At 72.6% G+C, this 23310-nt stretch carries 25 protein-coding genes; 8 read left to right on the forward strand and 17 right to left on the reverse strand.

Annotated elements, in window-relative coordinates:
* Window positions 1-23: 23 nt before the first annotated feature.
* The 5 genes from ACIBG6_RS35910 to ACIBG6_RS35930 all read right to left on the reverse strand — a co-directional run bounded on the left by ACIBG6_RS35910 (window position 24) and on the right by ACIBG6_RS35930 (window position 4575).
* On the reverse strand, window positions 24-587 hold the full coding sequence (locus tag ACIBG6_RS35910) for a DUF6190 family protein (RefSeq protein ID WP_399226938.1): 564 nt from the start codon (window positions 585-587) through the stop codon (window positions 24-26).
* The gene (locus ACIBG6_RS35915; RefSeq protein WP_399226939.1) at window positions 577-1755 is read right to left on the reverse strand and encodes a pyridoxal phosphate-dependent aminotransferase; all 1179 of its coding nucleotides are present in this window, start codon (window positions 1753-1755) and stop codon (window positions 577-579) included. The genes ACIBG6_RS35910 and ACIBG6_RS35915 overlap by 11 nt, the downstream gene beginning before the upstream one ends.
* A 219-nt stretch (window positions 1756-1974) precedes the next feature.
* Entirely contained in the window at window positions 1975-2721 is a 747-nt protein-coding gene (locus ACIBG6_RS35920) for a DsbA family protein (RefSeq protein ID WP_399226940.1), read from the reverse strand.
* Window positions 2722-2755: 34 nt separating this feature from the next.
* Complete coding sequence (locus ACIBG6_RS35925) at window positions 2756-3556, reverse strand: MBL fold metallo-hydrolase (RefSeq protein ID WP_399226942.1); 801 nt, start codon at window positions 3554-3556, stop codon at window positions 2756-2758.
* An 80-nt stretch (window positions 3557-3636) separates the two neighbouring features.
* Window positions 3637-4575: a DMT family transporter gene (locus ACIBG6_RS35930; protein WP_399226944.1), complete on the reverse strand. Its 939-nt coding sequence runs from the start codon at window positions 4573-4575 to the stop codon at window positions 3637-3639.
* 122 nt (window positions 4576-4697) lie between these two features.
* On the opposite strand from ACIBG6_RS35930, the gene ACIBG6_RS35935 reads away from it, so the two are divergent.
* Window positions 4698-5366 carry a TetR/AcrR family transcriptional regulator gene (locus ACIBG6_RS35935; RefSeq protein ID WP_399226945.1) on the forward strand — a complete coding sequence of 223 codons (669 nt, stop codon included), beginning with the start codon at window positions 4698-4700 and terminating at the stop codon, window positions 5364-5366.
* 43 nt (window positions 5367-5409) lie between these two features.
* Here ACIBG6_RS35935 and ACIBG6_RS35940 read toward each other — a convergent pair whose 3' ends face one another.
* The 4 genes from ACIBG6_RS35940 to ACIBG6_RS35955 all read right to left on the reverse strand — a co-directional run bounded on the left by ACIBG6_RS35940 (window position 5410) and on the right by ACIBG6_RS35955 (window position 8988).
* Complete coding sequence (locus tag ACIBG6_RS35940; RefSeq protein ID WP_399226946.1) at window positions 5410-6189, reverse strand: TetR family transcriptional regulator; 780 nt, start codon at window positions 6187-6189, stop codon at window positions 5410-5412.
* 214 nt (window positions 6190-6403) lie between these two features.
* On the reverse strand, window positions 6404-7321 hold the full coding sequence (locus ACIBG6_RS35945) for a DMT family transporter (RefSeq protein WP_399226947.1): 918 nt from the start codon (window positions 7319-7321) through the stop codon (window positions 6404-6406).
* Window positions 7322-7584: 263 nt separating this feature from the next.
* Window positions 7585-8280, reverse strand: a complete 696-nt coding sequence (locus tag ACIBG6_RS35950; protein WP_399226948.1) for an ArsR/SmtB family transcription factor — start codon at window positions 8278-8280, stop codon at window positions 7585-7587.
* Between the two features lie 18 nt (window positions 8281-8298).
* On the reverse strand, window positions 8299-8988 hold the full coding sequence (locus ACIBG6_RS35955) for a TetR/AcrR family transcriptional regulator (RefSeq protein WP_399226949.1): 690 nt from the start codon (window positions 8986-8988) through the stop codon (window positions 8299-8301).
* 61 nt (window positions 8989-9049) lie between these two features.
* Here ACIBG6_RS35955 and ACIBG6_RS35960 point away from each other — a divergent pair, with 61 nt between their 5' ends.
* From ACIBG6_RS35960 to ACIBG6_RS35970, 3 genes are all read left to right on the forward strand, one after another.
* Window positions 9050-10201: an acyl-CoA dehydrogenase family protein gene (locus ACIBG6_RS35960; protein ID WP_399226950.1), complete on the forward strand. Its 1152-nt coding sequence runs from the start codon at window positions 9050-9052 to the stop codon at window positions 10199-10201.
* 77 nt (window positions 10202-10278) lie between these two features.
* Complete coding sequence (locus ACIBG6_RS35965; protein WP_399226951.1) at window positions 10279-10566, forward strand: YiaA/YiaB family inner membrane protein; 288 nt, start codon at window positions 10279-10281, stop codon at window positions 10564-10566.
* Between the two features lie 148 nt (window positions 10567-10714).
* On the forward strand, window positions 10715-11341 hold the full coding sequence (locus tag ACIBG6_RS35970) for a TetR/AcrR family transcriptional regulator (protein ID WP_399226952.1): 627 nt from the start codon (window positions 10715-10717) through the stop codon (window positions 11339-11341).
* Here ACIBG6_RS35970 and ACIBG6_RS35975 read toward each other — a convergent pair.
* Window positions 11332-11793: a MaoC family dehydratase gene (locus ACIBG6_RS35975; RefSeq protein ID WP_317593944.1), complete on the reverse strand. Its 462-nt coding sequence runs from the start codon at window positions 11791-11793 to the stop codon at window positions 11332-11334. The two genes, ACIBG6_RS35970 and ACIBG6_RS35975, sit on opposite strands and share 10 nt — an antisense overlap.
* Window positions 11794-11940: 147 nt before the next feature.
* Here ACIBG6_RS35975 and soxR point away from each other — a divergent pair, with 147 nt between their 5' ends.
* Window positions 11941-12414 carry a redox-sensitive transcriptional activator SoxR gene (soxR, locus tag ACIBG6_RS35980; protein WP_399226953.1) on the forward strand — a complete coding sequence of 158 codons (474 nt, stop codon included), beginning with the start codon at window positions 11941-11943 and terminating at the stop codon, window positions 12412-12414.
* Here soxR and ACIBG6_RS35985 read toward each other — a convergent pair.
* From ACIBG6_RS35985 to ACIBG6_RS36005, 5 genes are all read right to left on the reverse strand, one after another.
* Window positions 12389-13120, reverse strand: coding sequence for a 3-keto-5-aminohexanoate cleavage protein (locus ACIBG6_RS35985; RefSeq protein WP_399226985.1), 732 nt, complete (start codon window positions 13118-13120; stop codon window positions 12389-12391). The two genes, soxR and ACIBG6_RS35985, sit on opposite strands and share 26 nt — an antisense overlap.
* A gap of 29 nt (window positions 13121-13149) precedes the next feature.
* The gene (locus ACIBG6_RS35990; RefSeq protein ID WP_399226954.1) at window positions 13150-13779 is read right to left on the reverse strand and encodes a hypothetical protein; all 630 of its coding nucleotides are present in this window, start codon (window positions 13777-13779) and stop codon (window positions 13150-13152) included.
* A gap of 146 nt (window positions 13780-13925) precedes the next feature.
* Window positions 13926-15224 (reverse strand): serine-threonine protein kinase, encoded by a 1299-nt coding sequence (locus tag ACIBG6_RS35995; RefSeq protein WP_399226955.1) that lies wholly within the window; start codon window positions 15222-15224, stop codon window positions 13926-13928.
* Window positions 15225-15293: 69 nt separating this feature from the next.
* Window positions 15294-16634: an erythromycin esterase family protein gene (locus ACIBG6_RS36000; protein ID WP_399226956.1), complete on the reverse strand. Its 1341-nt coding sequence runs from the start codon at window positions 16632-16634 to the stop codon at window positions 15294-15296.
* A gap of 75 nt (window positions 16635-16709) precedes the next feature.
* Window positions 16710-17969, reverse strand: coding sequence for an exo-beta-N-acetylmuramidase NamZ domain-containing protein (locus tag ACIBG6_RS36005; protein ID WP_399226957.1), 1260 nt, complete (start codon window positions 17967-17969; stop codon window positions 16710-16712).
* A 139-nt stretch (window positions 17970-18108) separates the two neighbouring features.
* On the opposite strand from ACIBG6_RS36005, the gene ACIBG6_RS36010 reads away from it, so the two are divergent.
* Window positions 18109-18903: an SDR family oxidoreductase gene (locus tag ACIBG6_RS36010; protein WP_399226958.1), complete on the forward strand. Its 795-nt coding sequence runs from the start codon at window positions 18109-18111 to the stop codon at window positions 18901-18903.
* An 84-nt stretch (window positions 18904-18987) separates the two neighbouring features.
* Window positions 18988-19581, forward strand: a complete 594-nt coding sequence (locus tag ACIBG6_RS36015) for a TetR/AcrR family transcriptional regulator (RefSeq protein ID WP_317593938.1) — start codon at window positions 18988-18990, stop codon at window positions 19579-19581.
* On the opposite strand, the gene ACIBG6_RS36020 is transcribed toward ACIBG6_RS36015, so the two are convergent.
* Both ACIBG6_RS36020 and ACIBG6_RS36025 read right to left on the reverse strand, forming a co-directional pair.
* On the reverse strand, window positions 19578-20792 hold the full coding sequence (locus tag ACIBG6_RS36020) for an acyl-CoA dehydrogenase family protein (RefSeq protein WP_399226959.1): 1215 nt from the start codon (window positions 20790-20792) through the stop codon (window positions 19578-19580). The genes ACIBG6_RS36015 and ACIBG6_RS36020 overlap by 4 nt on opposite strands.
* A gap of 6 nt (window positions 20793-20798) precedes the next feature.
* On the reverse strand, window positions 20799-21821 hold the full coding sequence (locus tag ACIBG6_RS36025; RefSeq protein WP_399226960.1) for a phosphotransferase family protein: 1023 nt from the start codon (window positions 21819-21821) through the stop codon (window positions 20799-20801).
* Window positions 21822-21952: 131 nt separating this feature from the next.
* Here ACIBG6_RS36025 and ACIBG6_RS36030 point away from each other — a divergent pair, with 131 nt between their 5' ends.
* On the forward strand, window positions 21953-23284 hold the full coding sequence (locus ACIBG6_RS36030) for an enolase C-terminal domain-like protein (protein ID WP_399226961.1): 1332 nt from the start codon (window positions 21953-21955) through the stop codon (window positions 23282-23284).
* The last annotated feature ends 26 nt before the right edge of the window (window positions 23285-23310 follow it).

A 23310-nucleotide genomic window follows, 5' to 3' on the forward strand; every position in this document is an offset into this window, starting at 1 on the left:
CGTGTCGGTGGTGCGAGCGGGTGTCAGAGGTCTTCGGAGGCGACCGTCAGGACCAGCGAGCGCCGGTAGAGGTCCTCCAGGTACGGGGGGAACGACGGCTCCGCGACCGGGGCGGGCACGCCGGCCCGGGCGATCGGTACGACGGGGAGTCCGGCGGTCCCGAGCAGCCGGGGGCTCGCGGTGTGCAGCGTGCCCCCGCGGCCGATGACCTGGGCGAGCAGCAGGCGTTCGTGCGTGGGCAGGCCGTCGAGCCCGGGCGCGGTGAAGGCCCGGCGGACGTCCGCCTCGTCGTAGGCGACGCGGTCGATGGCGAGGTCCGTGTGGAGGACGTCCATGAAGGGGTAGTAGTCGTCCTGGACCCCTCGCTCGTACGCCCACACGAGGTCGTCGCAGCGGCCGACCTGCTCCCAGCTCATGACGACCCGGCCGGCGGTTCCCGCGGCGAGGCGGTCCGCGAAGAAGGCCTTCGAGGCGACGCGGACGGCGTCGTCCTCGCTGTGCATGCCCATGAAGAGCGTGGCGTCGATGAACACCGCGTCGGTGCGGACCACGTCGGTGGGGACCGCGGACGTGACGTCAGCCGGCATGGCGCTCGAGCACCTTCCGCATCCGCTCCATGGCGCCGGCGAACACCTCGGGCTCGCGGGCCAGCGCCAGGCGGATGAAGCGCTCGCCCTTCTCCTTGGTGTTCCAGTAGAAGAAGGTGCCCGGCAGGACGTACACCTCCTCGTCGAAGAGGACGGCCTGGAGCTGGGTGGCGGTCAGGTGCTCGGCGGTGATCCGGAACCAGGCGACGCTGGTGCCGACGACCGGCTCCTGGAACTCCAGGACGGTGCCGCTGAGCGCCGCTCGGGCGGCCTCGCCGTTGGTCGTGATGATGTCCCGCACCGAGGCGAAGCCGTCGGCGATGGAGTCCTCGACGTACTGCGTGACCATGTTGAGGACGAAGGGCGAGACGTTCAGGAGGACGCTGGTGTGGAGGTTGTAGACCTCCTCCTGGATGTCCTTGCTGGCGGTGATCATGGCGCACTTGGCGTCCTGGATCGGCCAGGTCTTCCCGGTGTCCTCCATGACCATGTACGTGACGCCGGACTCCTCCAGGAGCCGGTAGATGTCGACCCGGCCGACGCCCTCGTCGCAGAGCGCGAAGGAGGCGAAGCAGAAGTCCATGACCAGGACCTTGTCGTGGTCCACGCAGAAGCGGACGACTTCCCGGAAGCCCTCCAGCTTCTCGGCGAGCAGCGTGAAGCCGGTGGGGTTGTTCGGGTCGACGAGGTAGAGGGCGTCCGCGTCGACCTGCTCGACGAGCCGCTCGTAGATGGCGTCCTTGTCGTGCAGCGCGGACTCCGCGAGCGGGGAGATCGGCACCTGCATGTTGCGCAGGAGGTCGACGAGGTTGTCGAAGCAGGGCTCCACCAGCTGCACGGACTTGCCGCGCTGCTTGAGGAACATGCCGGCGACCATGGTCGACACGCTGGCGGAGTACGACAGGAGCGTGCGGTCCATCGCCCGGGCGGTGGGCTGCTGGTGCAGGCGGAAGAACGCGTCCAGGAACTGGCGCTCGAAGTGGGCCTGCTGCTTCGACTCGGACTCGTGCCAGAGCTCGGGCAGCCGCTGGACGATCCCCTCCTGGGAGGCGGACTGCCGCTGGTGCGTGTGGGCGTCGGCAAGGTTGAACCGGGTCTTCAGCGCTTCGATCTCGTGCTGGGTGAGATCGACGAAGGTGCTGACGTCTGCCTTGTCGGTCAACGACATGAAGAACTCCCGCTGTCGATACGGATCTGCTTCCGGAATTCCGGCGGCGTGAACGACTTTAGGAGCTTCGACCGGCCTTGCGAATAACAGCCGGGTCACGCAATTAATAATTACCGCGATGTTCTGCCGATGAAAAAAGAAACGACGGTCGGGCATTCCGCGAAAGGGAATGCCTGACCGTCGTTCCGGGGATTAGGCCCTTCTTGGCCGCGAATTCAACTATTCGGTGGCGGCCCGCAGGAGGATGTCCTCGTACACCTTCGGGTCGTCCGACGCGATGACGGGCCAGCCGATGCCGTAGCCGCCTTCCCAGCCCACGTCGATGCCCGGATTGGCATGGTCGGAGCCGTCGGACAGGAACAGGTGCGGGCTGCAGTTCACCCGGTCGGTACGGGACACGGCGGCGTGGTCGGAGAGCGTCCGGCGGGCCCGGCCGTCGTCCAGGGCCGCGCCGAGGGCGTCGACGTCGACCGCGCCGCTGTCCCGGGCCACGTCGAGGATCACCTTGCGGTGGCTGATGCAGCGCGACTCCGCCCAGAAGGCCCGGCGCAGCCCCAGGTCGAGCTGCTCCGAGGCGTGCAGGCTCTGCTCCTTCGCGGCGAGCACCGCCTCCAGGGCGGGCAGCGTCGTCGACGGATAGAGCCAGTCCTTGGCCTGCCACAGCTGCCAGCCGGCGGCCGGCTCCAGGCTGGCCATCCGGGCGACCTCGCTGTCCGTGCCGGGGCGCGGACTCGGGGCGTCGTTGAGCAGTTCCAGTGGGAAGGCGCGCAGGTCGAAGGAGACCTGCTCCGCGAGGCCCAGCCGGGCCCGGGTGGCGTGCAGGCGGTGGATGGCGATGTGCGCGAAGGAGCACCAGATGTCGGAGAAGACGGTGACGACTCCGCGGGTCGGGGTCAGGTCGACGGTGGCCGGGTCGAAGGCGGCCGGCGCGCGGGTGCTCGGCTCGGGGCTGGTCGGGTCGGACATGGTTCTCCTCGGTTCGGAAGCGGCCGGGCGGGGCTCAGCCGGTGGGGGTCTCGTGGGCGTCGAGCACCGCCTCGAGATCGAGGTCGGCGCCGGGGAGCCATGCGGGCAGGGAGGGGATGCGGGCCATCGCCTCGAAGAGCCGCGGTACGGCCTCCTCGCGGACGGTCGGACCGTGGGCGCTGAGCAGCCGCGCGGGACGCAGCGCGGCGAGTTCGCGTACGGGCCGGAGGAACTTCGCCTCGTCGGCCAGCGCGGTCCACGGGGCTATGGCCCGGTTCAGGACGTCGAACCCGCGGAAGAATTCCGCCTCGTCGAGATCGGCGAAGTCCTGGGTTATTTCGCCGACGACGGTCCCGAAGCTGTCGGAGCTGTACAGGGTGCCATCGGAATGGTCGAACACCGCAAGCGTCCCGGGTGAATCGAATGTGGGCGGCCGATGAAAACTCAGCTCCCGGTCGCCGATCTTCACTCGGCTTCCCGGGTTCGCCGTCACCACCCGGTCCTGCGGAATGTCGAACTCTTCGGATATTCGCGTCAGCGATATCGCGTTGGTCAGGACCTTCGCGCGCGGCGCGGCCTCCAGGAGGCGGGCCAGGGCTCCGGTGTGGTCGCGGTCGTCGTGGGTGACGACGATCCAGCGCAGATCGGCCGGGTCGATCAGCGACCAGAGCGAGTCCAGGAAGCCCTCGCGGTCGACGGGCATGCCGGTGTCCACGAGCATCGGCCGGCCCGACCGTAGGAGGAAGGCGTTGACCGGCTGGTCGCCGAGGTCCGGTATGGGCAGCGCCGAGGGGAGGACGTGGATGTCCGGCCCTGCGGTGTAGGTGGCTTTCACGGCACATCCCTCGGTCGGAGAGTTCGGGGAGTTCGGAGAGTGAGGAAGGGCGGGGGAGAGCTGGGGAGTGTCGGAGCGCGTCAGACGAGCTGGATGGTCAGGGAGCCGGCGATCAGCAGGACGAGGCCCAGGGCGCGCGGCTTCGTCAGCGAGCGCTGCGGCAGCTTGAACAGGCCCTTGTGGTCGATCAGAGCCGAGGTGAGCTGCTGCCCCGTCACGGTGAGCGCGATGGTCACCGCCGCGCCGATGGTGGGCATGAGCAGGAAGGTCCCGGTGACGTACGCGGCGGCGCAGGCGCCACCGAGCCAGCCCCACCAGGGCATCCTCTTCAGCGGGGCGATCTTCGGCTTCGGCGTGCGACGCGTCGCGTAGAGCACGAGCAGGACGACGGCGATCGTGAACGTCGCCACGGCGAAGCTGATCACGGCGACGGTGATGGGCTCCTTCAGCTGGGCGCGGAGCTGGGCGTTGACCGCGCCCTGCACCGGCAGGACGGCTCCGGCGAGGACGCCGAGGGCGAGCCAGCCGGTGCGCCCGGCGCTCGACATCCGGGGGGCGCCGGGAGGAGCCGACGCCTTCATGCCCCGGATGATCACGACGATGCCCGCGAGGACGGCGACGGCGCCGACGACGATCCCGGCGCTGAGCTCCTGCTGCTCCAGACCGAGGAGGCCGAAGAGGTCGAGGGCGAGCGAGGCGAACATCTGGCCGGTCACGAAGAGTCCGACGGCGGCGAGGGCGCCGAGCCGGGGGAACAGCAGGATGCCGCTGGTGATGTAGAGCGGACTGGCCAGCCCGCCGAGTAACTGCCAGGCCTCCACGTCGGGCAGTTTGCCGAGGGCGCCGAGCGCTCCGGCCGCCACCGCGAGCACGGTGAGCAGCCCGGTCGCGACGCCGAGCTGGATGGTCGAGGCGCCGTACGGGGTGCCGACGGCGGAGTTCAGCTGGAGGTTCACCGAGGCCTGGACGGCCAGGAGGCAGCCGACCAGCAGGGCCGCGGCGAGGAGCGCGGTGTGCATCTGGATCTCCCTGGGGCGGGATGACGAGCGGATAAGTGGACACTGAGTCCGTTTAGCATGCCACGCAACAACCCAAGCGGACAAGGTGTCCACTTATTGCGTGGGGAAGTAAGGTCTGGTCCATGAGCGACGACGAGCAGCGAGGTCGTGGAGCCTCCTCCGTGCACCGGGTCGGCGGGCTCCTCGGCGATCTTCAGGCGGCGGACGACCAGCCGGTCGCGCCGCGCAGACGCGCGGACGCGGAGCGGAACCGCGCCCAGATCCTGGCCGCCGCCGAGCAGCTCTTCGCCGAGCGGGACCCCCGGTCGGTCACCATGGACCGGATCGCCAAGGCGGCCGGCGTGGGCCGCGCCACGCTCTACCGGAGCTTCCCCGACCCGTCCTCCGTGGCCGTCGCGCTCCTCGACGAGCACGAGCGCCTGCTCCAGGGGCAGTTGATCTACGGACCGCCGCCGCTCGGGCCCGGCGCACCCGCGGGGGAGCGGCTCGCGGCGTTCTATCTCGCCATGCTCGACCTGCTGGAGCGTCATCTGCCGCTGGCGCTGGGGGCGGAGACCGGGCCCGCGCGCTTCAGGACGGGTGCGTACGGATTCTGGCGCGTGCACGTCCGCACGCTGCTCGTCGACCACGGGGTGGAGGATCCGGACCCGATGATCGACATCGCGCTCAGCCCGCTGGCGCCGGAGCTCTTGCAGTTCCAGCGGCACGAGCTCGGCCTGTCGACCGAGCGCATCGGCCGCTCGCTGACGGTCTTCGCCCGCCAGCTGCTGCGCTCCGGGAGCGGGAACTGACGGTGTGACGGTGTGACGGGACGCCGCCTGCGACGCTACGGCACTACGGCGCCACAGGTGAGGTGCCGGGCTCCTGGGCCGAAGGCGCGGCGGGGGTCGCGGTGGCTGCCGGAGCCGGCGCCGGGAACGTGGTCGTGGCGATGGTCTTGACGATCGCCCCCGTGCCCCGGGGCCGCCGGGCGGCCGGGTGGACAAGACCCGGCAGGATCAACTCCCAGATGCGGCGCAGGCGTTCCTCGGCCGGGCCGAGGATGGCGCCGTTCCCGGCCGGTGGCCAGGTCCCGTCGTCGGCAGCCGTGCCCGGCGAGCGCATCTCCAGCTCCACGCCGGTGATCACGTAGCCGATGAGGGCCGCCACCGCGGTCGCGTCCACTCCGGGACGTAACGCCTGCTCCGCGGCGGCGTACCGGGCGAGCCGGGCGACCTCGCGGCGCCAGGGACACTCCCCGGACGGCGGGTGGCCGGTGCCGCCCAGTTCGCGGGCCAGCCGCTCGCCCGCCCGTGCCGCGTGGTCGGTCTCGAAGAGCCGGATCAGCGCGTGCGTGGTGAGCACCAGCTTGTCGATCGAGGTGCCGCCCACGCCCTCCGTGGACAGGCAGGCCGACTCGACGGCGGTGCGGGTGACCGCCCGGGCCCGCCCCCGTACGGCGGTCGCCAGCTCCGCCTTCGTCGCGAAGTGGAAGACGAGGGCGCCGGTGGTCACCCGGGCCGTGCCGGCGATCCTGGCGAGCGACGCGCGTTCGTAGCCGAGTCCGTCGAAGACCCGCGCGGCCGCCGACAGGATTTCCTGTCTCGTCCGTTCCGCCCTCTGCTGAATCGCCATGAGCTCCCCCGTGGGCATACGAGAAGGTGCCAGAACGTGATGTTCCGGCTCGCGTCTGTGACGGTCTCGAAACTATCCGGCCGGGCGGCGGTGAAACGTATCCTCCGGCCCCTCAGGCCGGAAACGGAGCTTGACGGGCGTCACCGTTCCAGGTCGCGGGCCGGTGCGGAGCCGGACCCGCCCGCGAAGTGACCGGAACCATGGCTATCGCCTGTCAGGTGGATTCGGCCGTTCCGGGAACGGTTGCCGTCCGCGGCCGGGAGCGGGACACGGCCACACCCGCCAGACAGAGCGCGCCCCCGGCGAGCGTGAGCGCTCCCGGCAGCTCGCCGAGGAAGATCCAGGCGAGGAGGACGACGAGCGCGGGTACGGCGTACGTCGTCGCGCCCATCCGGCCCGCGGTCGTACGGGCCAGGGCGTACGCCCAGGTGGTGAAGGCGAGTGCGGTCGGGAACACGCCCAGGTAGAGCATGTTCAGGGTCGCCGACAGCGGGGCCCGGCCCGCCTCCTCGATCAGCTGCCCGGCGAACGGCAGGCAGGCCACCGCGCCCACCAGGCAGCCGAAGGTCGTCACCTGGAGCGCGCTGCCGTGCGCGAGCGCCGGCTTCTGCGCCACGACCCCGCCCGCGTACGCCGCCGCCGCGACCAGACAGAGCACCACCCCGAGCACCGAGGCGTGCGCGCCTGGGCCGGAGTCGTTCGACATGGAGAGGCCCACGGCCACCGCGCCCGCGAAGGAGACGGCCATGCCCGCGACCAGCCGCGGCGGCAGCGACTCCTTCAGGAACCTCGCGCCGAGCAGCGCGATGAGGATCGGTCCGACGTTCACGACCATCGCCGCCGTTCCCGCGTCGACCTCCTGCTCGCCCCAGTTGAGGACCACCATGTAGACGCCGAACCAGAGCAGCCCGGAGATCAGGATCCCGCGCCAGGCCGCCCGGGGAGGCAGCCCCTCGCGCCGGATCAGGAGGACGCAGCCGAGGACCAGGGCCCCGGCGAGGAGCCGCCCGAGGGCGAGGGCGCCGGGGGAGTAGGCCGCCCCGGCGCTGCGGATGGAGACGAAGGCGGAGGCCCACAGGACGACGGTGACACCGGCGGCGGCGAGCGCGAGGCGAGAGGTTCGGTTCTGCATGGCCCGACCGTAGGGCGCGGACGGTTCGGTATTCACCGCAATATCGCGGCGCGGACGGTCGAGAGGCCGACGGGGCGGACTCGGCGTAGGTCGGCGGGGCCGCGCTCGGCACACGTCGGCCGGGCGCCGGGGCGGGCTCGGCACCCCTCGGCCGGGCGGCCTCGGCCCACGTCGGCGGGCCGCGCTCGGCCCACGTCGGCGGGGCGGGCTCGGTGCAGGGCGGCGAGGTCGCGCTCAGGGCAGGGCAGGGCCACCGGGCGTGCTCAGCGCAGGGACTCCTGGGCGATGCCCAGCGTCTCGTACAGCGCGGCCTCACCCTCCGCCGTGACCTTCACGGCCCGCTCGGACCCGATCCGCACACACCACCCGGTGGCCAGCGCGTGCCGGCAGAGCGCGGCGCCCGCGATCCCGGCGAGGTGCGGCCTGCGCTCCGTCCAGTCGAGACAGCCGCGCGCGACGGGCCGCCGCCCCTTGCGTACGAGGGGGAGGCCCAGCTCCTCGAACCACGCCACGCCCCGGTCCGTGAGCGCGAACCCGGTGTCCTGGCGCAGCAGTCCGCGCACGGTCATCGCCTCGGTGATCGCGATCCCGAGCCGCCCGGCGAGGTGGTCGTAGCAGGTGCGCCCCCGGGCCATCGCCCGTCCGGCGCTCACGGCCCGCAGCGAGCCGGGCGACCCGGCCGGCGCGGGCTCCGAGCGGCTCGCCAGGTCCTCGACGAGATGCGCGATCCCGGGGTCGGCCAGGCGGACGTACCGGTGCCTGCCCTGCCGTTCCTCCGCGAGTACCCCGCCCGCGACGAGCTTTCCGAGGTGCTCGCTGGCGGTGGACGGCGCGACGCCCGCGTGGCGGGCGAGCTCCCCGGCGGTCCAGGCCCGTCCGTCGAGCAGGGCGAGCAGGAACGTGGCGCGGCTCTCGTCCGCGAAGAGCGCCGCGAGCGCGGCGAGATCACTGGCTGCCATGGCCCCAGGGTCCCGCACTCACCGTTCGGCGGGCGCCGAACCGTCGCCCGCTTCGCCGGGCGGCGCCAGGGACCCGTACTGGATCAGCAGTCCGTCGAGCAGCGCCCGCAGGCCCGTGTCGAAGGCGCGCTCGTCCACCTTCTGGCGGTGCTCGGCAAGGAGGTGGGCCTGGCCGAGGTGGGGGTAGTCGGCCGGGTCGTAGGCCGTCTCGTCGTCGACGAAGCCGCGGGCGAAGGAGCCGAGGGCGGAGCCGGTGACGAAGTACCGCATGAGAGCGCCGATCGAGGTGGCCTGGGCCGGGGGCCAGCCCGCCCGGACCATCGCACCGAACACGGCGTCGGCGACGCGCAGGCCCGCCGGGCGGCGGCCGGGGCCCTGGGCGAGGACGGGCACGACGTGCGGGTGGTCGGCGAGCGCATCGCGGTAGGAGACCGCCCAGTCGTGCAGCGCCGTGCTCCAGTCGCGGCCGTCGGTCTCCGCGAACATCGACAGGTCGATCTTCGCGCTCACCGCGTCCGCGACCGCGTCGAGGATCTCGTCCTTCGTCCGGAAGTGGTTGTAGAGCGAGGGGCCGCTCACCCCGAGTTCGGCCGCGAGCCGCCGGGTGGAGAGCGCGGCGAGTCCCTCCGCGTCCACGAGCGCACCCGCCGTCTCCACGATGCGGTCTCGGCTGAGCAGGGGCTTGCGCGGTCGGGCCATGGCGCACATAGTAGGCCCGCACAGTAAAAACTAGCAGTGGTAATTAAATGGCCGACTGGGGTGGCACCGGATGAATCTGGAACTGAGCGAGGAGCAGGAAGCCGTACGGCGGCTCGCCGAGGACTTCGTCGCGCGCGAGGTCGCCCCGCACGCCGTCGCGTGGGACCGTGCCGAGGAGGTCGACCGGGCGATCGTCAAGAAGCTCGGCGCCGTCGGCTTCCTCGGGCTCACCATCCCGGAGGAGTACGGCGGTTCGGGCGGCGACCACCTCGCGTACTGCCTCGTCACCGAGGAGCTCGGCCGCGGCGACTCCTCCGTGCGCGGCATCGTCTCCGTCTCCCTCGGCCTGGTCGCCAAGACCCTCGCCGCCTGGGGCACCGAGGAGCAGAAGCGGGCGTGGCTGCCCCGGCTCGCCGCCGGCGAGGCGCTCGGCTGCTTCGGCCTCACCGAGCCGGGCACCGGCTCCGACGCCGGAAACCTCACCACGCGCGCGGTCCGCGACGGCGACGACTACGTCGTGAACGGCACCAAGATGTTCATCACCAACGGCACCTGGGCCGATGTCGTCCTGCTCTTCGCCCGCACCGACGACACCCCGGGCCACAAGGGCGTCTCCGCCTTCCTCGTCCCCGCGGACGCACCCGGCCTCACCCGCCGCCCGATCCACGGCAAGCTCGGCCTGCGCGGCCAGACCACCGCCGAACTGGTCCTGGAGGACGTCCGCGTCCCCGCCGCCGCCATGCTCGGCCCCGAGGGCAAGGGCTTCACCGTCGCCATGTCCGCCCTCGCCAAGGGCCGCATGTCGGTCGCGGCCGGCTGCGTCGGCATCGCCCAGGCCGCGCTCGACGCCGCCGTGCGCTACGCGGGGGAGCGCGAGCAGTTCGGAAAGCCCATCGCCTCGTACCAGCTCGTGCAGGAGCTGATCACCGACATCGCCGTGGACGTGGACGCCGCCCGGCTCCTCACGTGGCGGGTCGCCGACCTGATCGACCGGGGCCAGGACTTCGCCACCGCCGCCTCCAAGGCGAAGCTGTACGCCTCCGAGGCGGCCGTCCGCGCCGCGAACAACGCCCTCCAGGTCTTCGGCGGCTACGGCTACATCGACGAGTACCCGGTCGGCAAGCTGCTCCGCGACGCGCGCGTCATGACCCTGTACGAGGGCACCAGCCAGATCCAGAAGCTCATCATCGGGCGGGCGTTGACGGGAGTCTCGGCGTTCTGACGACTGAGTACCTCGCCGGCCTCGCTGAGTACGCGGACGGATGTGGCACGGGCCACATCCGTCCGATGCTGTCAGGCATGAGCGACACACCGGTCAAGCAGCAGAACACCGCCGCCTACTACATGCAGGCCGTCATCTCCTTCGGGGTGGCCGGCGCGGCCGTGACCATCGGCATCTACCAGCTGGAGGCCAGCGCCTGGGTGCGGGCCTTCCTCGCCGTCGCGGTCCTCTACCTCACGACCTCGGCCTTCACGCTCGCCAAGGTCGTCCGCGACCGCCAGGAGGCGGGCCAGATCGTCAGCCGCGTCGACCAGGCCCGCCTGGAGAAGCTCCTCGCCGAACACGACCCCTTCCAGAAGCTCTGAGCCACCGGGCGGCAGGCCGCTGGGCAAGCAGGCCGCCGGGCTGCGGCCACCGGGCTCCACGCAGACGTCTCCGGCCGCCGATCTCTAAGCGCTTGCTCACCCTCGTTGTATGGTGTTCGTTCCGACGGGGTCCGAGAGGGAGTGTGCGATGAGCGCGGCGGAGGAGACGCCCGTGGGCGAGGACATGCCCTGGGGCGAGGTCACGCCCGAAGCGGCCCGGCGACTGCTGGTGGCCGCCGTCGAGGCGTTCGCCGAGCGCGGCTACCACGCCACCACCACCCGGGACATCGCGGGCCGCGCCGGCATGAGCCCGGCCGCGCTCTACATCCACTACAAGACCAAGGAAGAGCTGCTCCACCGGATCAGCCGCATCGGCCACGACAAGGCCCTGGAGATCCTCCGGGCCGCGGCCGACGGCGACGGAACGGCCGCCGAGCGGCTCGCCGACGCCGTGCACTCCTTCGTCCGCTGGCACGCCGAGCGCCACACGACCGCCCGGGTCGTCCAGTACGAGCTCGACGCCCTGGGCCCCGAGCACCGCGCCGAGATCGTGGAGCTGCGCCGGCAGTCCGACGCCGCCGTGCGCCGGATCATCGACGAGGGCGTCGCGGCGGGCGAGTTCGTGGTGCCGGACGTGGCCGGCACCACGGTCGCGGTGCTCTCCCTCTGCATCGACGTCTCGCGCTGGTTCAACACCCAGGGCCGCCGGACGCCCGACGAGGTCGGCGCGCTCTACGCCGACCTCGTGCTGAGGATGGTCGGGGTTCAGAAGTAGTAGCGGGAGACCGACTCGGCGAAGCACACCGGCTTGTCGGAGTCCTCGCGCTCCACGGTCACCGCCGCCGTCACCTGCACGCCGCCGCCCGCCTCCTCGACCTTCGTCAGGACGGCCGTGGCCCGCAGCCGCGAGCCGACCGGTACGGGGGCGGGGAACCGCACCTTCTCGGTGCCGTAGTTGAGGCCCATCTTCATGCCCTCGACCCGCAGGACCTGCGGGACGAACAGGGGCAGCAGCGACAGCGTCAGATAGCCGTGCGCGATCGTCGCGCCGAAGGGGCCGTCGGCGGCGCGCTCCGGGTCGACGTGGATCCACTGGTGGTCGCCCGTGGCCTCGGCGAAGAGGTCGATGCGCTTCTGGTCGATCTCCAGCCAGTCGCTGTACCCCAGCTGCTCGCCGACCCCCGCGCGCAGTTCCTCGGCGGAGGTGAAGATCCTCGGCTCGGCCATGTTCCTCGTCCCTTCTCGTACGACGTACCGCTACGACTACGACATACCGCAACGACATACCGCGCGGTATCTAAGCGCTTGCTCAGCATGTGGGGTACGGAGGCCGGTGTCAACGGCCGCTCCCCGCGGACCAGTAGGGTTCGCCGGGTGCCGCAGATTCCAGAGAAGATCCACGAGCTCACCGTCGGCCAGCTCTCCGCCCGTAGCGGGGCCGCCGTCTCCGCCCTGCACTTCTACGAGGCGAAGGGGCTCATCAGCAGCCGCCGCACCACGGGCAACCAGCGCCGCTACGGCCGCGACACCCTGCGCCGGGTCGCCTTCGTCCGGGCCGCGCAGCGCGTCGGCATCCCCCTCGCCACGATTCGCGACGCGCTCTCCCGCCTCCCCGAGGAGCGCACGCCCACGAACGAGGACTGGGCGCGGCTCTCGGCGGCCTGGCGCACGGAGCTCGACGAGCGCATCAAGCAACTGGGCCGGCTGCGCGACCACCTGACGGACTGCATCGGCTGCGGCTGTCTGTCCCTGGAGAACTGCGTCCTCTCCAACCCCGACGACGTCTTCGGCGAACGGATGGCGGGCTCCCGCCTGATGCCGCTCAGCCGGCCCGCCGAGGAGTCCTAGAGAGCGCCGCCGCGACCAGCTCGGCATTCGAGCGGGCCCGGGTGCCGTCCGGCAGGAGCAGGGTGTCGGCGAGACCGATCCGGGTGCCGAGCCCGAGGCGGCGCGCGAGACGCAGCACCGGCCACGTACCGCCGTCCACGCCGTGGAGCAGGACCGGTACGCCGGACGGGACGTCGAGGATCCCGAGCAGGGCCCGGGCCGTCACCCCGGCCGTCGCGGGATCCGGGTCCGCGACCTCCGCGCGGACCCGCAGCACGCGGGGCGCCAGGGGCGAGCGCGCGAACCGCTCCGGGCCGTCCGTGCCCGACCGCACCCCGGCCTCGACGCCGACCCCGAGCTCCAGGAGCGCCGCCGCCACCTTCTCCGCGCCCGGCTCGTGCCAGTCGGCCGAGGCGTGGTCTGGGAGCTCCGGCAGGCCGGCCCAGGAGCGCACCCGCGCCGCCCGGCGCCCGGGGTCGGGCTCGGCGGGCGCGCCCGCCGTCACCCCCACCGGTACGGCGACGGCCGCCCGGACCGCCGTCAGGACCGGGGCGAGCACCCGCGGCGAGAGGGACTCGGAGCCACAGGGCGTCCGCGGGTGCACACGCACGTCGCCCGCGCCCGCCGCCACCGCGAGGCCCGCGGCCTCGGCCATCGACTCCGGCGACATCGGCACCCCGGAGGCGTCCCCGGGCCCCCGTGACCCGTTGACACACACCTGAAGCAGAAGAGCCCCCTCGGGCCCGCCGACCGCCCTCACGCCGCCGGAGCCAGCGGCCGGCGCGCGTCCCCCCGGGCGCGCGCCAGCGCACCCGACGTGAGCGCCGCTCGCGGGACGCCCACACCGCAGTCCCCGCACACCGGACCGAGCCACGGCTCGTACGCGTCCGCTGCCCCGGCCCCCGTCCCCGCCCGCCATTCGATCCGCGGCCCCTCGCACACCGGACACCGGTCGCCCGGGCCGTCCTCCAGAGCGGCGATCAGCCGGCGCAGCACCTCCGGCAGCGGATCCGACGGGTGCACCGCCGGATCACCGCACCGCACGACACCGTTGCCGCCCCAGACCCTCCGGTGCCAGTCGTCGAGCGCGCCGAGCCCGCGCAGCCCGTCGTGTTTCTCGCGCCGGCGCCGCGCGGCGAACTGCTCCTCGTACGCGAGCCACACCGTCCGCGCCTCCTCCAGCTCGTCGAGAGCGGCCACCAGCCGCCCCGGATCGAGCTCCCGGTCCTCGGGACCGAACCTGTGCCTGCGGCACAGATGGTCCCAGGTCGCCCTGTGCCCGTACGGCGCGAACCGCTCCAGGCACTTGCGCAGCGAGTACCTGCGCAGCGCCGTGTCGCACCTCGGATCGCGCACCTGTCTCGCGAGACTCCGGAATCCGGCCATCTCTCGCCACCTCCGTCGCTGGTCCTACCGCGGTATCAGAGGGACGAACGAGTGGCCCTTCGTGTTCCATCGAAATCCGGATGGCAGCCATCATCGGGGCGCGAGTGATCACCGAAGCGCAGCGGAACCCGCGGGTCCGACGGGGTTCAGGGCCGGCCCGCCCGGGCCGCCGACACCACCACCCGGGCCAGCTCGGGACGGCTGATGTCGCTGTGCGAGCGGACCACCTCCGCCGCGTCCACGTTCACGCACCCCGAGCCCGGCACGCCGTCGCGCGGCACGTCCGCCACGGTCCGGGCCGCCGTGCCCGGCACCCCCTGGACGCCGTCGTGCCCGATCGCGCCCCACCGCGGGTCCCGCGAGCCGAGCAGGGCGCCCGGCGGACCGGTCAGCGACGCGGAGTCGCCCGCGAGCCGGGACGCCAGCGGGTACATCACCCCGAGCGCCGTGTCGTGCCGCGAGTAGCAGGCCACCACCGGACCGCGCACCCGGCGCTGCAGGTCCCGCAGCGCGCCGGACCTGCGGGGGTCGTGCGGCAGCCGGGCGGCGAAGGCGTAGTGCGAGAAGGCCCCCTGGAGCAGGGTCACGGAGGCCACCGGCCGCGCCCCCTCCGGAAGGCCGCGGAGCGCGTACGCGACGAGCCGGGCGCCCATGCTGTGCCCCACGAGGTGGACGCGCAGACCGGGGGCCGTCCGCGCGACCTCGCCGAGGAGCGGCCCGAGCCCGGACTCGCCGACCCTGCCGGCCCGCCGCTTCATCACGTAGTAGGCGGCCTGCCGCAGCGCCTCCCTGGCCCCTTTCCAGTACCGCTTGAGTCCCTCCCCGAAGCCGTCGTCCGCACCGGAGCCCCCCAGGGCCTCGGTGAACAGGGCGCACACCTCCACCGGATCCGCGACCAGGAACTCCGGCACGGGCTCCGCGAACCCGGCGGCACCCGCCGGGCCCCGGGACACGTCGGTCAGCTCCCTCAGGAGCGCACCGAACTCGGCGAACGCGGCCTCGTCCGGCGGCTCGAGCGCGAGCAGCTCCGCGAGCCGCCCGAGGACCGGCTCCTTCTCCGGGAGGACCGTCACGAGCGCCCGGTAGTCCGGCACCGGCTCGTCCGTGAACATCATCGAGGGCCAGATCACCCCCGCGTACCCGGCCTCGACCCCGGGCCCGAACAGGCCGGGGAAGGGGGCGAAGAAGTCCGAGCAGAGGCGGGTGGCACCGGACGGGGAGCTGTTCCACCCATGGGCGAGCAGCACCAGGTCCGTCACCCCCTGCCGGGCCAGCGCCGCGAGGGCCGTGGACTGACCCGACGGCCCGTCGCCGTCCTTGTCGAAGGTGATCTCCCGGTACGGCTCCACACTCATCCCGGTCACGGCCCGACCGTCCCTCCCCGTCGAGGTGGCCGCCGCGCCGAGGACGCGCGGGTGCGCGGGCAGCGGCTCCACGGCCAGCATGCCCGCGCGGGGACCCGTCCAGACGTGGCGGGGCGGCCCTCCTGTCGCGCCGTCGGCGCGGCCGTGCCGTCAGCGCAACCGCGCCGCCGAGACCCGGGGGAAGTGGATCAGCAGGTCGTACGAGTCGGGGAGCCGGAAGGGCACGACATCGCCCGGCCAGGGGTACGCCGTCCCGATGTGCCGGGCCGGCCGGGGCACGTCGAGCCAGTCGCGCGCCGCCGGGGTCGTCCGGCGCAGGTCCAGGTAGAAGGCGCCGGGGGAGACCCGGTCCAGGGTGGCGGCGTGGCTGTCGGGGCCGAGAGGGCCGACGGTGAAGGGCCGCAGCGGCTCGCCCGGGGCCTCGGTGTCGTGCGCGTTGAACGAGCCCTGCCCGAAGGACGCGCCGACGCTCACGTAGTCCGGGCCGAGGGCGTCCCGCAGGAAGGCGCCCTGGATCCGCGGGTACTGGTCCGGCTTCGGCGTCACGTACCCGACGTGTCCGTTGTGGGCGGAGAGCAGGATCCGGTCGCCGGTCTGGCGCTGCCACCACACGGTGTTCTCGGCCATCACCCGGTCCCGGTAGAGCATCGCCTCGGCGACGCCCGCGTCCGTCAGGTCGTGCGAGAACTCGGTGCCGACCTGGGCGATGACGCGCGCGTGCTGTACGGCCCAGACGTGCTCCTCCCGCGCCCCAGGGCCCGTCCCGGGCCGCTGCTCCTCCAGGAGGGCGAGCGCCCGGTTCACGTCGTCGGCCATCCGCCGCCGCTCCGGCAGCGGCTTGACCAGGTACGCCTTCATCCAGGACTCGACCTCGCCGGAGGGCCGCGACGCCCGGTACAGCCCCCGGAAGCGGGGGAGGAGCGCGGGGCTGGTGCGGGCCACGTACGCGGTGACGGTGTCGAAGAGGTTCGGTCCCGCATACCCGAGGTCGTTCCCAAGGAAGCGGACCGGGCGACGGGGGTGAAGCACGTTGTACGCCCGCATCCACTGGAAGAGGTCGAGGTACTCCTCGGTGTTCCAGAGGCGGTACGACTCCTGGAACTCGTCCCGCATGATCGCCCGGATGTCGCCCCGCCCGGTGCGGACCCACTCGTCGACGAGCAGACCGGTCGACCAGTTGGCCTCCAGGGCGAAGGTGGTGAACCCCTTGCGCTCCACGAGGTGTTCGAAGATCCGGTGCTTGCTCTCGAAGAACTCCGCCGAGCTGTGGGTGGCCTCGCCGATGCCGACGACCTTCGCCGAGCCGATCATCCGGTCGAGCGGGCGCAGGTCGGTCAGGGGGTGGGCGGAGCGGGCGAGTTCGCGAGCGGGGTCGGGTGCGGGCGGGCCGGCCGCGCCGGCGGCGGGCGCCAGGGTGCCGAGGCAGGCGGCGACCAGCACCCCGACGAGGACCGAGCCGCGGCGGCGTAAGGAAAGGTTCGCAAGGTTCATGACGTCAGCCTGCTCGGCGGGAGGTCTCCCGGGACATCCCGCCCGCCCCCATTCCCACAGGGGGGACAACCCCCGTCAGCGGTAGAGCAGATGCTCCCGCCGCACCGCCCGGAAGGCCGCCAGGTCCGTCTCCCACGCCCCGACGACCTCGTCGGTGTCCGCGCCCGCGTCGATCAGGGTCCGTACCCGGGTCGAGCCGGTCAGCTTGTCGATCCAGTTGTCCGGGCGCCAGGCGAAGCCGGACCAGGAGCTCCGGGCGGTGACCAGGAGCCCGATCCCGGTCCGTACCGGGTCGAAGGACTCCCGGTCGTGGACGTGCAGCTGCACCCCGCCCACGGTCTTTCCCTGGAACTTGGAGAAGGTCGGGGCGAAGTACGCCTCGCGGAAGCGGACTCCGGGCAGCCCGAGGGCGTTCGCCGCCTCCGCCCACCGCCGGTCGACTCCCTCGGCGCCGAGCAGCTCGAAGGGACGGGTGGTGCCCCGGCCCTCGGACAGGTTCGTCCCCTCGAAGAGGCACGTGCCGGAGTAGACGAGCGCGGTCTCGGGCGTCGGCATGTTCGGGCTCGGCGGCACCCACGGCAGCCCGGTCGCGTCGAAGAACTCGTCGCGCCGCCACCCCGTCATGCGGACGGTCTCCAGGGTCACGGGCGTGGCCAGGAACTCGGCGTTGAAGAGCAGGGCCAGCTCGGCCACCGTCATGCCGTGCGCCTGCGCGATCGGCTCGCGCCCGACGAAGGTCGCGAAGGCCCGGTCGAGGACGGGCCCGAGCGCCGCCCGCCCGGTCACCGGGTTGGGCCGGTCGAGGACGACGAACCGCTTCCCGGCGAGCGCGGCGGCCACCATGCAGTCGTACAGCGTCCAGATGTACGTGTAGAAGCGCGCGCCGACGTCCTGGATGTCGAAGACGACCGTGTCCACCCCGGAGGCCGTGAAGACGTCCGCCAGCGGCCGACCGCTCTTCAGGTACGTGTCGTAGACGGGCAGCCCGGTCGCCGGGTCGTCGTACCGACCCTCGGAACCGCCGGCCTGGGCGGTGCCCCGGAAGCCGTGCTCGGGGCCGAAGACGGCGACCAGGTCGACCCGTTCGTCCGCGTGCATCACGTCGACGACGTGCCGGGCGTCGGCGGTGACGCCGGTCGGGTTGGTGACGACGCCGACCCGCTCGCCGGCCAGCAGCGCGTACCCGTCCGCCGCGAGCCGCTCGAAGCCGGTACGCACCCGGCCGTGACCGTGACCGTGGCCGGAGGCGGTGGTGGCCGCAGCGGTGGAAGCGGTGGCCGCCACCACCCCGACGGCCCCTCCGGCGGCCAGCAGACTCCGACGCGACAGGCCCATGGAACCTCCTCGGGGTGACATGGGCACGCACGCTAGCGCCCCTGACCGCCCCGGGGAACGAGGCGTGCGGAACGGGTCTTCCGTCTTTCCATACCGACTGGTTAGTCTGTCCGGGTCGTCACAGCCGAGAGGTGGGTCCATGAACGCGGTGCACACGGAGAAGGCGGACACGAACGAGCTCCAGGGCGCCCGTGTGGTCGTCACGGGAGCGGGCGGCGGCATCGGTGCCGTGCTCGCCCGCCGCTTCGCCGCCGAAGGGGCCCGGGTCGTCGTCAACGACCTCGACCCCGTCCGTACCAAGGCCGTCGCCGAGGAGATCGGCGCCCTCGCCGTCCCCGGTGACGCCTCCGCCGTCGTCGACGAGGCCCGCGCGGCCCTCGGCGGCACCGTCGACGTCTGGTGCGCCAACGCCGGCCTCTCCTCGCCCGGCGACGCCTTCGCCGACGAGGACGTCTGGGCCGCCGCCTGGGACGTCAACGTCATGGCCCACGTCCGGGCGGCCCGCGCCCTGCTCCCGGAGTGGCTGGAGCGCGGCAGCGGCCGCTTCGTCTCCACCGTCTCCGCCGCCGGACTGCTCACCATGATCGGCGCGGCGCCGTACAGCGTCTCCAAGCACGGCGCGTACGCCTTCGCCGAATGGCTCTCCCTCACCTACCGCCACCGCGGCCTCAAGGTCCACGCGATCTGCCCGCAGGGCGTCCGTACGGACATGCTGACCGCAGCCGGATCGGCCGGCGACCTCGTCCTCGCCCCCACCGCCATCGAGCCCGAGGACGTCGCCGACGCCCTCCTCGACGCCATCGCGGCCGACCGGTTCCTCGTCCTTCCCCACCCCGAGGTCGCCGGCTACTACCGCAACCGCGCCACCGACCCCGAGCGCTGGCTCGGCACCATGAACCACGTCCAGCGCACCTGGGAGACGGGCGCCCGCTAGCAGGCGCCCCGGCGGATGGGAAGATCTACGGACGGGGACGGTGTTCCCCCGACCAGGAACGATCACGAGGGAAGGCGGCGGCGCATGGCCAGGACGACGGACGAGAGCGGGGCACCGGTCCCTCAGAGGCTCCTCGCCGCCGCCACCCGGCTCTTCGCGGAGCAGGGCTACGACCGCACCTCCGTCCAGGAGATCGTCGAGGCCGCCGGGGTCACCAAGGGCGCCCTCTACCACTACTTCGGCTCCAAGGAGGACCTCCTCCAGGAGGTCTACGCCCGGGTCCTGCGCCTCCAGCAGGAGCGGCTCGACGCCTACGCGGACGCCGACGCGCCCGTCGAGGACCGGCTGCGCGGCGCCGCCGCCGACGTCGTCGTCACCACCATCGAGAACCTCGACGACGCGGCCATCTTCTTCCGCTCCATGCACCACCTCAGCCCCGAGAAGAACAAGCAGGTCAGGGGCGAGCGGCGGCGCTACCACGAGCGGTTCAGGGCGCTGATCGAGGAGGGCCAGCGATCCGGCGTGTTCTCCTCGGCTACCCCCGCCGACCTGGTCGTCGACTACCACTTCGGCTCGGTGCACCACCTGTCGACGTGGTACCGCCCGGACGGCCCGCTGACCCCGCAGCAGGTGGCCGATCACCTGGCCGACCTCCTGCTGCGGGCCCTGCGTCCTTAGAGGTACTTCTTCAGCTCCCGCCGCGCCAGCGACCGCTGGTGCACCTCGTCCGGGCCGTCCGCGAGCTTCAGCGTCCGCGCCGCCGCCCACAGCTCGGCCAGCGGGAAGTCCTGCGAGACCCCGCCGGCGCCGTGGGCCTGCACCGCCTTGTCGATGATGTCGACCACCGCGCGGGGCGTCGCGATCTTGATGGCCTGGATCTCGGTGTGCGCGCCCCGGTTGCCGACGGTGTCCATGAGCCAGGCCGTCTTGAGGACGAGCAGCCGCAGCTGCTCGATCGTCACCCGGGCGTCCGCGATCCAGTTCTGGACGACGCCCTGCTGGGCCAGCGGCTTCCCGAAGGCCGTACGGGTCACCGCGCGCCGGCACATCAGCTCCACGGCCCGCTCGGCCATGCCGATGAGCCGCATGCAGTGGTGGATGCGGCCGGGGCCGAGCCGGGCCTGCGCGATGGCGAAGCCGCCGCCCTCCTCGCCGACCAGGTTCGCGGCGGGGACGCGGACGTCGTGGAACAGCACCTCGGCGTGGCCGCCGTGGTAGTGGTCCTCGTACCCGTACACCCGCATGGCGCGCCTCACCTCGACGCCGGGGGTGTCGCGGGGCACGAGGATCATCGACTGCTGGCGGCGGAGGTCCGGCTCGTCGGGGTCGGTCTTGCCCATGACGATGAAGATCTTGCAGTCGGGGTTCATGGCCCCGGAGATGTACCACTTGCGGCCGCTGACCACGTAGGAGTCGCCGTCCCGTCGGATGCGGGTCTCGATGTTGGTCGCGTCGGAGGAGGCGACCTCGGGCTCCGTCATCGCGAAGGCCGAGCGGATCTCGCCCGCGAGGAGCGGCTCCAGCCACTGCTTCCGCTGCGCCTCGTCGCCGAACTGGGCGAGCAGTTCCATGTTCCCGGTGTCCGGGGCCGCGCAGTTGAGGGCCGTCGGGGCGAGGTGCGGGCTGCGGCCGGTGATCTCGGCGAGCGGCGCGTACTGGAGGTTGGTGAGCCCGGCCCCGTACTCGGCGTCGGGAAGGAAGAGGTTCCACAGGCCCTGCCGCTTGGCCTCGGCCTTGAGCTCCTCGACGACCGCCGGGGTGTCCCAGGGGGAGGCGAGCAGAGCGCGCTGTTCCTCGGCGACGGTCTCGGCCGGGTACACGTGCTCGTCCATGAAGGCGAGGAGTTTCGCCCGCAGTTCCTCGGTGCGGGCGTCGTACGCGAAGTCCATGGCGGATCAGCCTTCCTGAAGGGTGGTGAGGCCGTGCTCGATGAAGACGGGGACGAGTTCGCCGATGCGGTCGAAGCCGGCGCCGACCGTCTGCCCGAGGGTCCAGCGGTAGTGGATGCCCTCCAGGATCACGGCGAGCTTGAACCAGGCGAACGCCGTGTACCAGGCGAGGGCGGAGGTGTCGCGGCCGGAGCGGGCCGCGTAGCGCTCGACCAGCTCGGCGGCGCTCGGATGCCCGGGGGCCGTGGCCGTCGTGGAGATGGGGGAGTCCGGCAGGTCGAGCGGCGTGCTGTACATGACGAGCAGGCCGAGGTCGGTGAGCGGGTCGCCGAGGGTGGACATCTCCCAGTCCAGGACGGCCCGGATGCGGTCGTCGTCGCCGATGAGGACATTGTCGAGCCGGTAGTCGCCGTGGATCACGGTGGGCGGCGGCGACCCGGGAAGCGAGCGGCCGAGAGCGGCGTGCAGCTCGTCGATCCCCGCGAGGTCCCGGCCGCGCGAGGCGTCGAGCTGCTTGCCCCAGCGGCGCAACTGCCGGTCGAGGAAGCCCTCGGGGCGGCCGAAGTCGCCGAGGCCGACGGCCGCCGGGTCGACGGCGTGCAGGTCGACGAGCGTGTCGACCAGGCCGAGGACGGCGGCGCGGGTGCGCTCGGGGCCGAGCGGCGCGAGCTCCTGGGCCGAGCGGTACGGCGTGCCCTCGACGAACTCCATGACGTAGAAGGGCGCCCCGAGGACGGAGTCGTCCTCGCAGAGCAGCAGCGTCCCGGGGACGGGCACGTCCGTCGTGTGCAGCGCGCTGATGACGCGGTGCTCGCGCCGCATGTCGTGCGCGGTGGCGAGGACGTGTCCGAGCGGCGGCCGCCGGACGACCCAGCGGCCGGTGCCGTCGGTCACGAGGTACGTCAGGTTCGACCGGCCGCCCTCGATCAGCCGGGCTTCGAGGGGGCCGGACACCAGACCGGGCCGCTCGCGGTCGAGGAACCGGCGCAGCTGCTCGGGGTCGAGACCTGGTGGCGGGGCGGAACTCATGGTGCGTACCTCCGGATCGGCTTCGGTCGGCGTTCATGATGACCGACCAGTCGGTATGTCGTCCAGAGGGAGGCCGGGAAACCCCGTACCGCCCTCTGGCTCTCGATCCCATCCCTGAATAGGGTTCACATATGGATGCGAAGATGCTGCTCGTCGACGAAGTCCGGCTGACCCCGATCCTCATCTCCGACCCGCCCCTCCTCAATGTCCAGGGCGTCCACCAGCCCTTCACGCCCCGGCTCGTGGTGGAAGTGATCACCAGGGGCGGGGTGAGCGGCGTCGGGGAGACCTATGGCGACGGTGTGTACCTGGAACTCGCCCGGCCGCTCGCCGAGGCTCTACCGGGTCGTGCGGTCACGGATGTGAACTCGCTCTTCGCGCTGGCGGCATCCGCGGCCGAGGGTGGCGGCGCGGACGCCGACACGGACGCCGACAGAGACGCCGACACGAGCGCCGACACGAGCGTCGACGCGGGTGGCCTGCGCGGCGTCAGGACCGCCGACAAGCTCCGCCTCTCCGTCGTCTCCGCCTTCGAGACCGCCTGCCTCGACGCCCTCGGCAAGAGTCTCGGCCTGCCCGTCCACGCCCTGCTCGGCGGCAAGGTCCGCGACACCGTCGAGTACAGCGCCTATCTCTTCTACCGCTGGGCCGCCCACCCGGGCGCCGCTCCCACGGACGACTGGGGCGCGGCCCTCGACCCCGCCGGGATCGTCGCCCAGGCCCGCCGCTTCGACCGCCTCCACGGCTTCCGCTCCTTCAAGCTCAAGGGCGGGGTGTTCGCGCCCGAGCGGGAGATCGCCGCGATCCGCGCGCTCGCCGAGGCGTTCCCGGGCCGCCCGCTCCGCCTCGACCCCAACGGCGCCTGGTCGGTGGAGACCTCGCTGGCCGTCGCGCGCGAGCTCGAGGACGTCCTGGAGTACCTGGAGGACCCGGCGAGCGGCACCGGCGCCATGGCCGAGATCGCCGCCCGCACGGACGTGCCGCTCGCGACCAACATGTGCGTGACCACCTTCGAGGAGGTCCCGGAGGCCTTCGCGAAGGCGGCGGTACGGATCGTCCTCTGCGACCACCACTACTGGGGCGGGCTCCACCGGACCCGCGAACTGGCCGCGCTCTGCCGCACGTACGGCGTCGGGCTCTCCATGCACTCCAACACCCATCTGGGCATCAGCCTGGCCGCCATGACCCAGGTCGCCGCCGCGCTGCCGGGGCTCGACCACGCCTGCGACACCCACTACCCCTGGCAGACCGAGGACGTCGTCACGCCCCGGCCCGTCTTCCGCGCCGGCCGGCTCGCGGTCTCCGACGCGCCCGGCCTCGGCGTCGAGCTCGACCGGACCGCGCTGGCCGCCCTGCACCGCCGCTGGCTCGACGACGACGGCACCCTGCGGGACCGCGACGACGAGGCGGCGATGAGGGTCGCGGACCCGGCCTGGCGCACGCCCTCGGTCCCGCGCTGGTGAGACCGGGTCCCGCGCCCCGAGGCCCG

Origin of the sequence: Streptomyces sp. NPDC050842, from assembly GCF_044456565.1 — a bacterium.
Classification (GTDB): domain Bacteria; phylum Actinomycetota; class Actinomycetes; order Streptomycetales; family Streptomycetaceae; genus Streptomyces.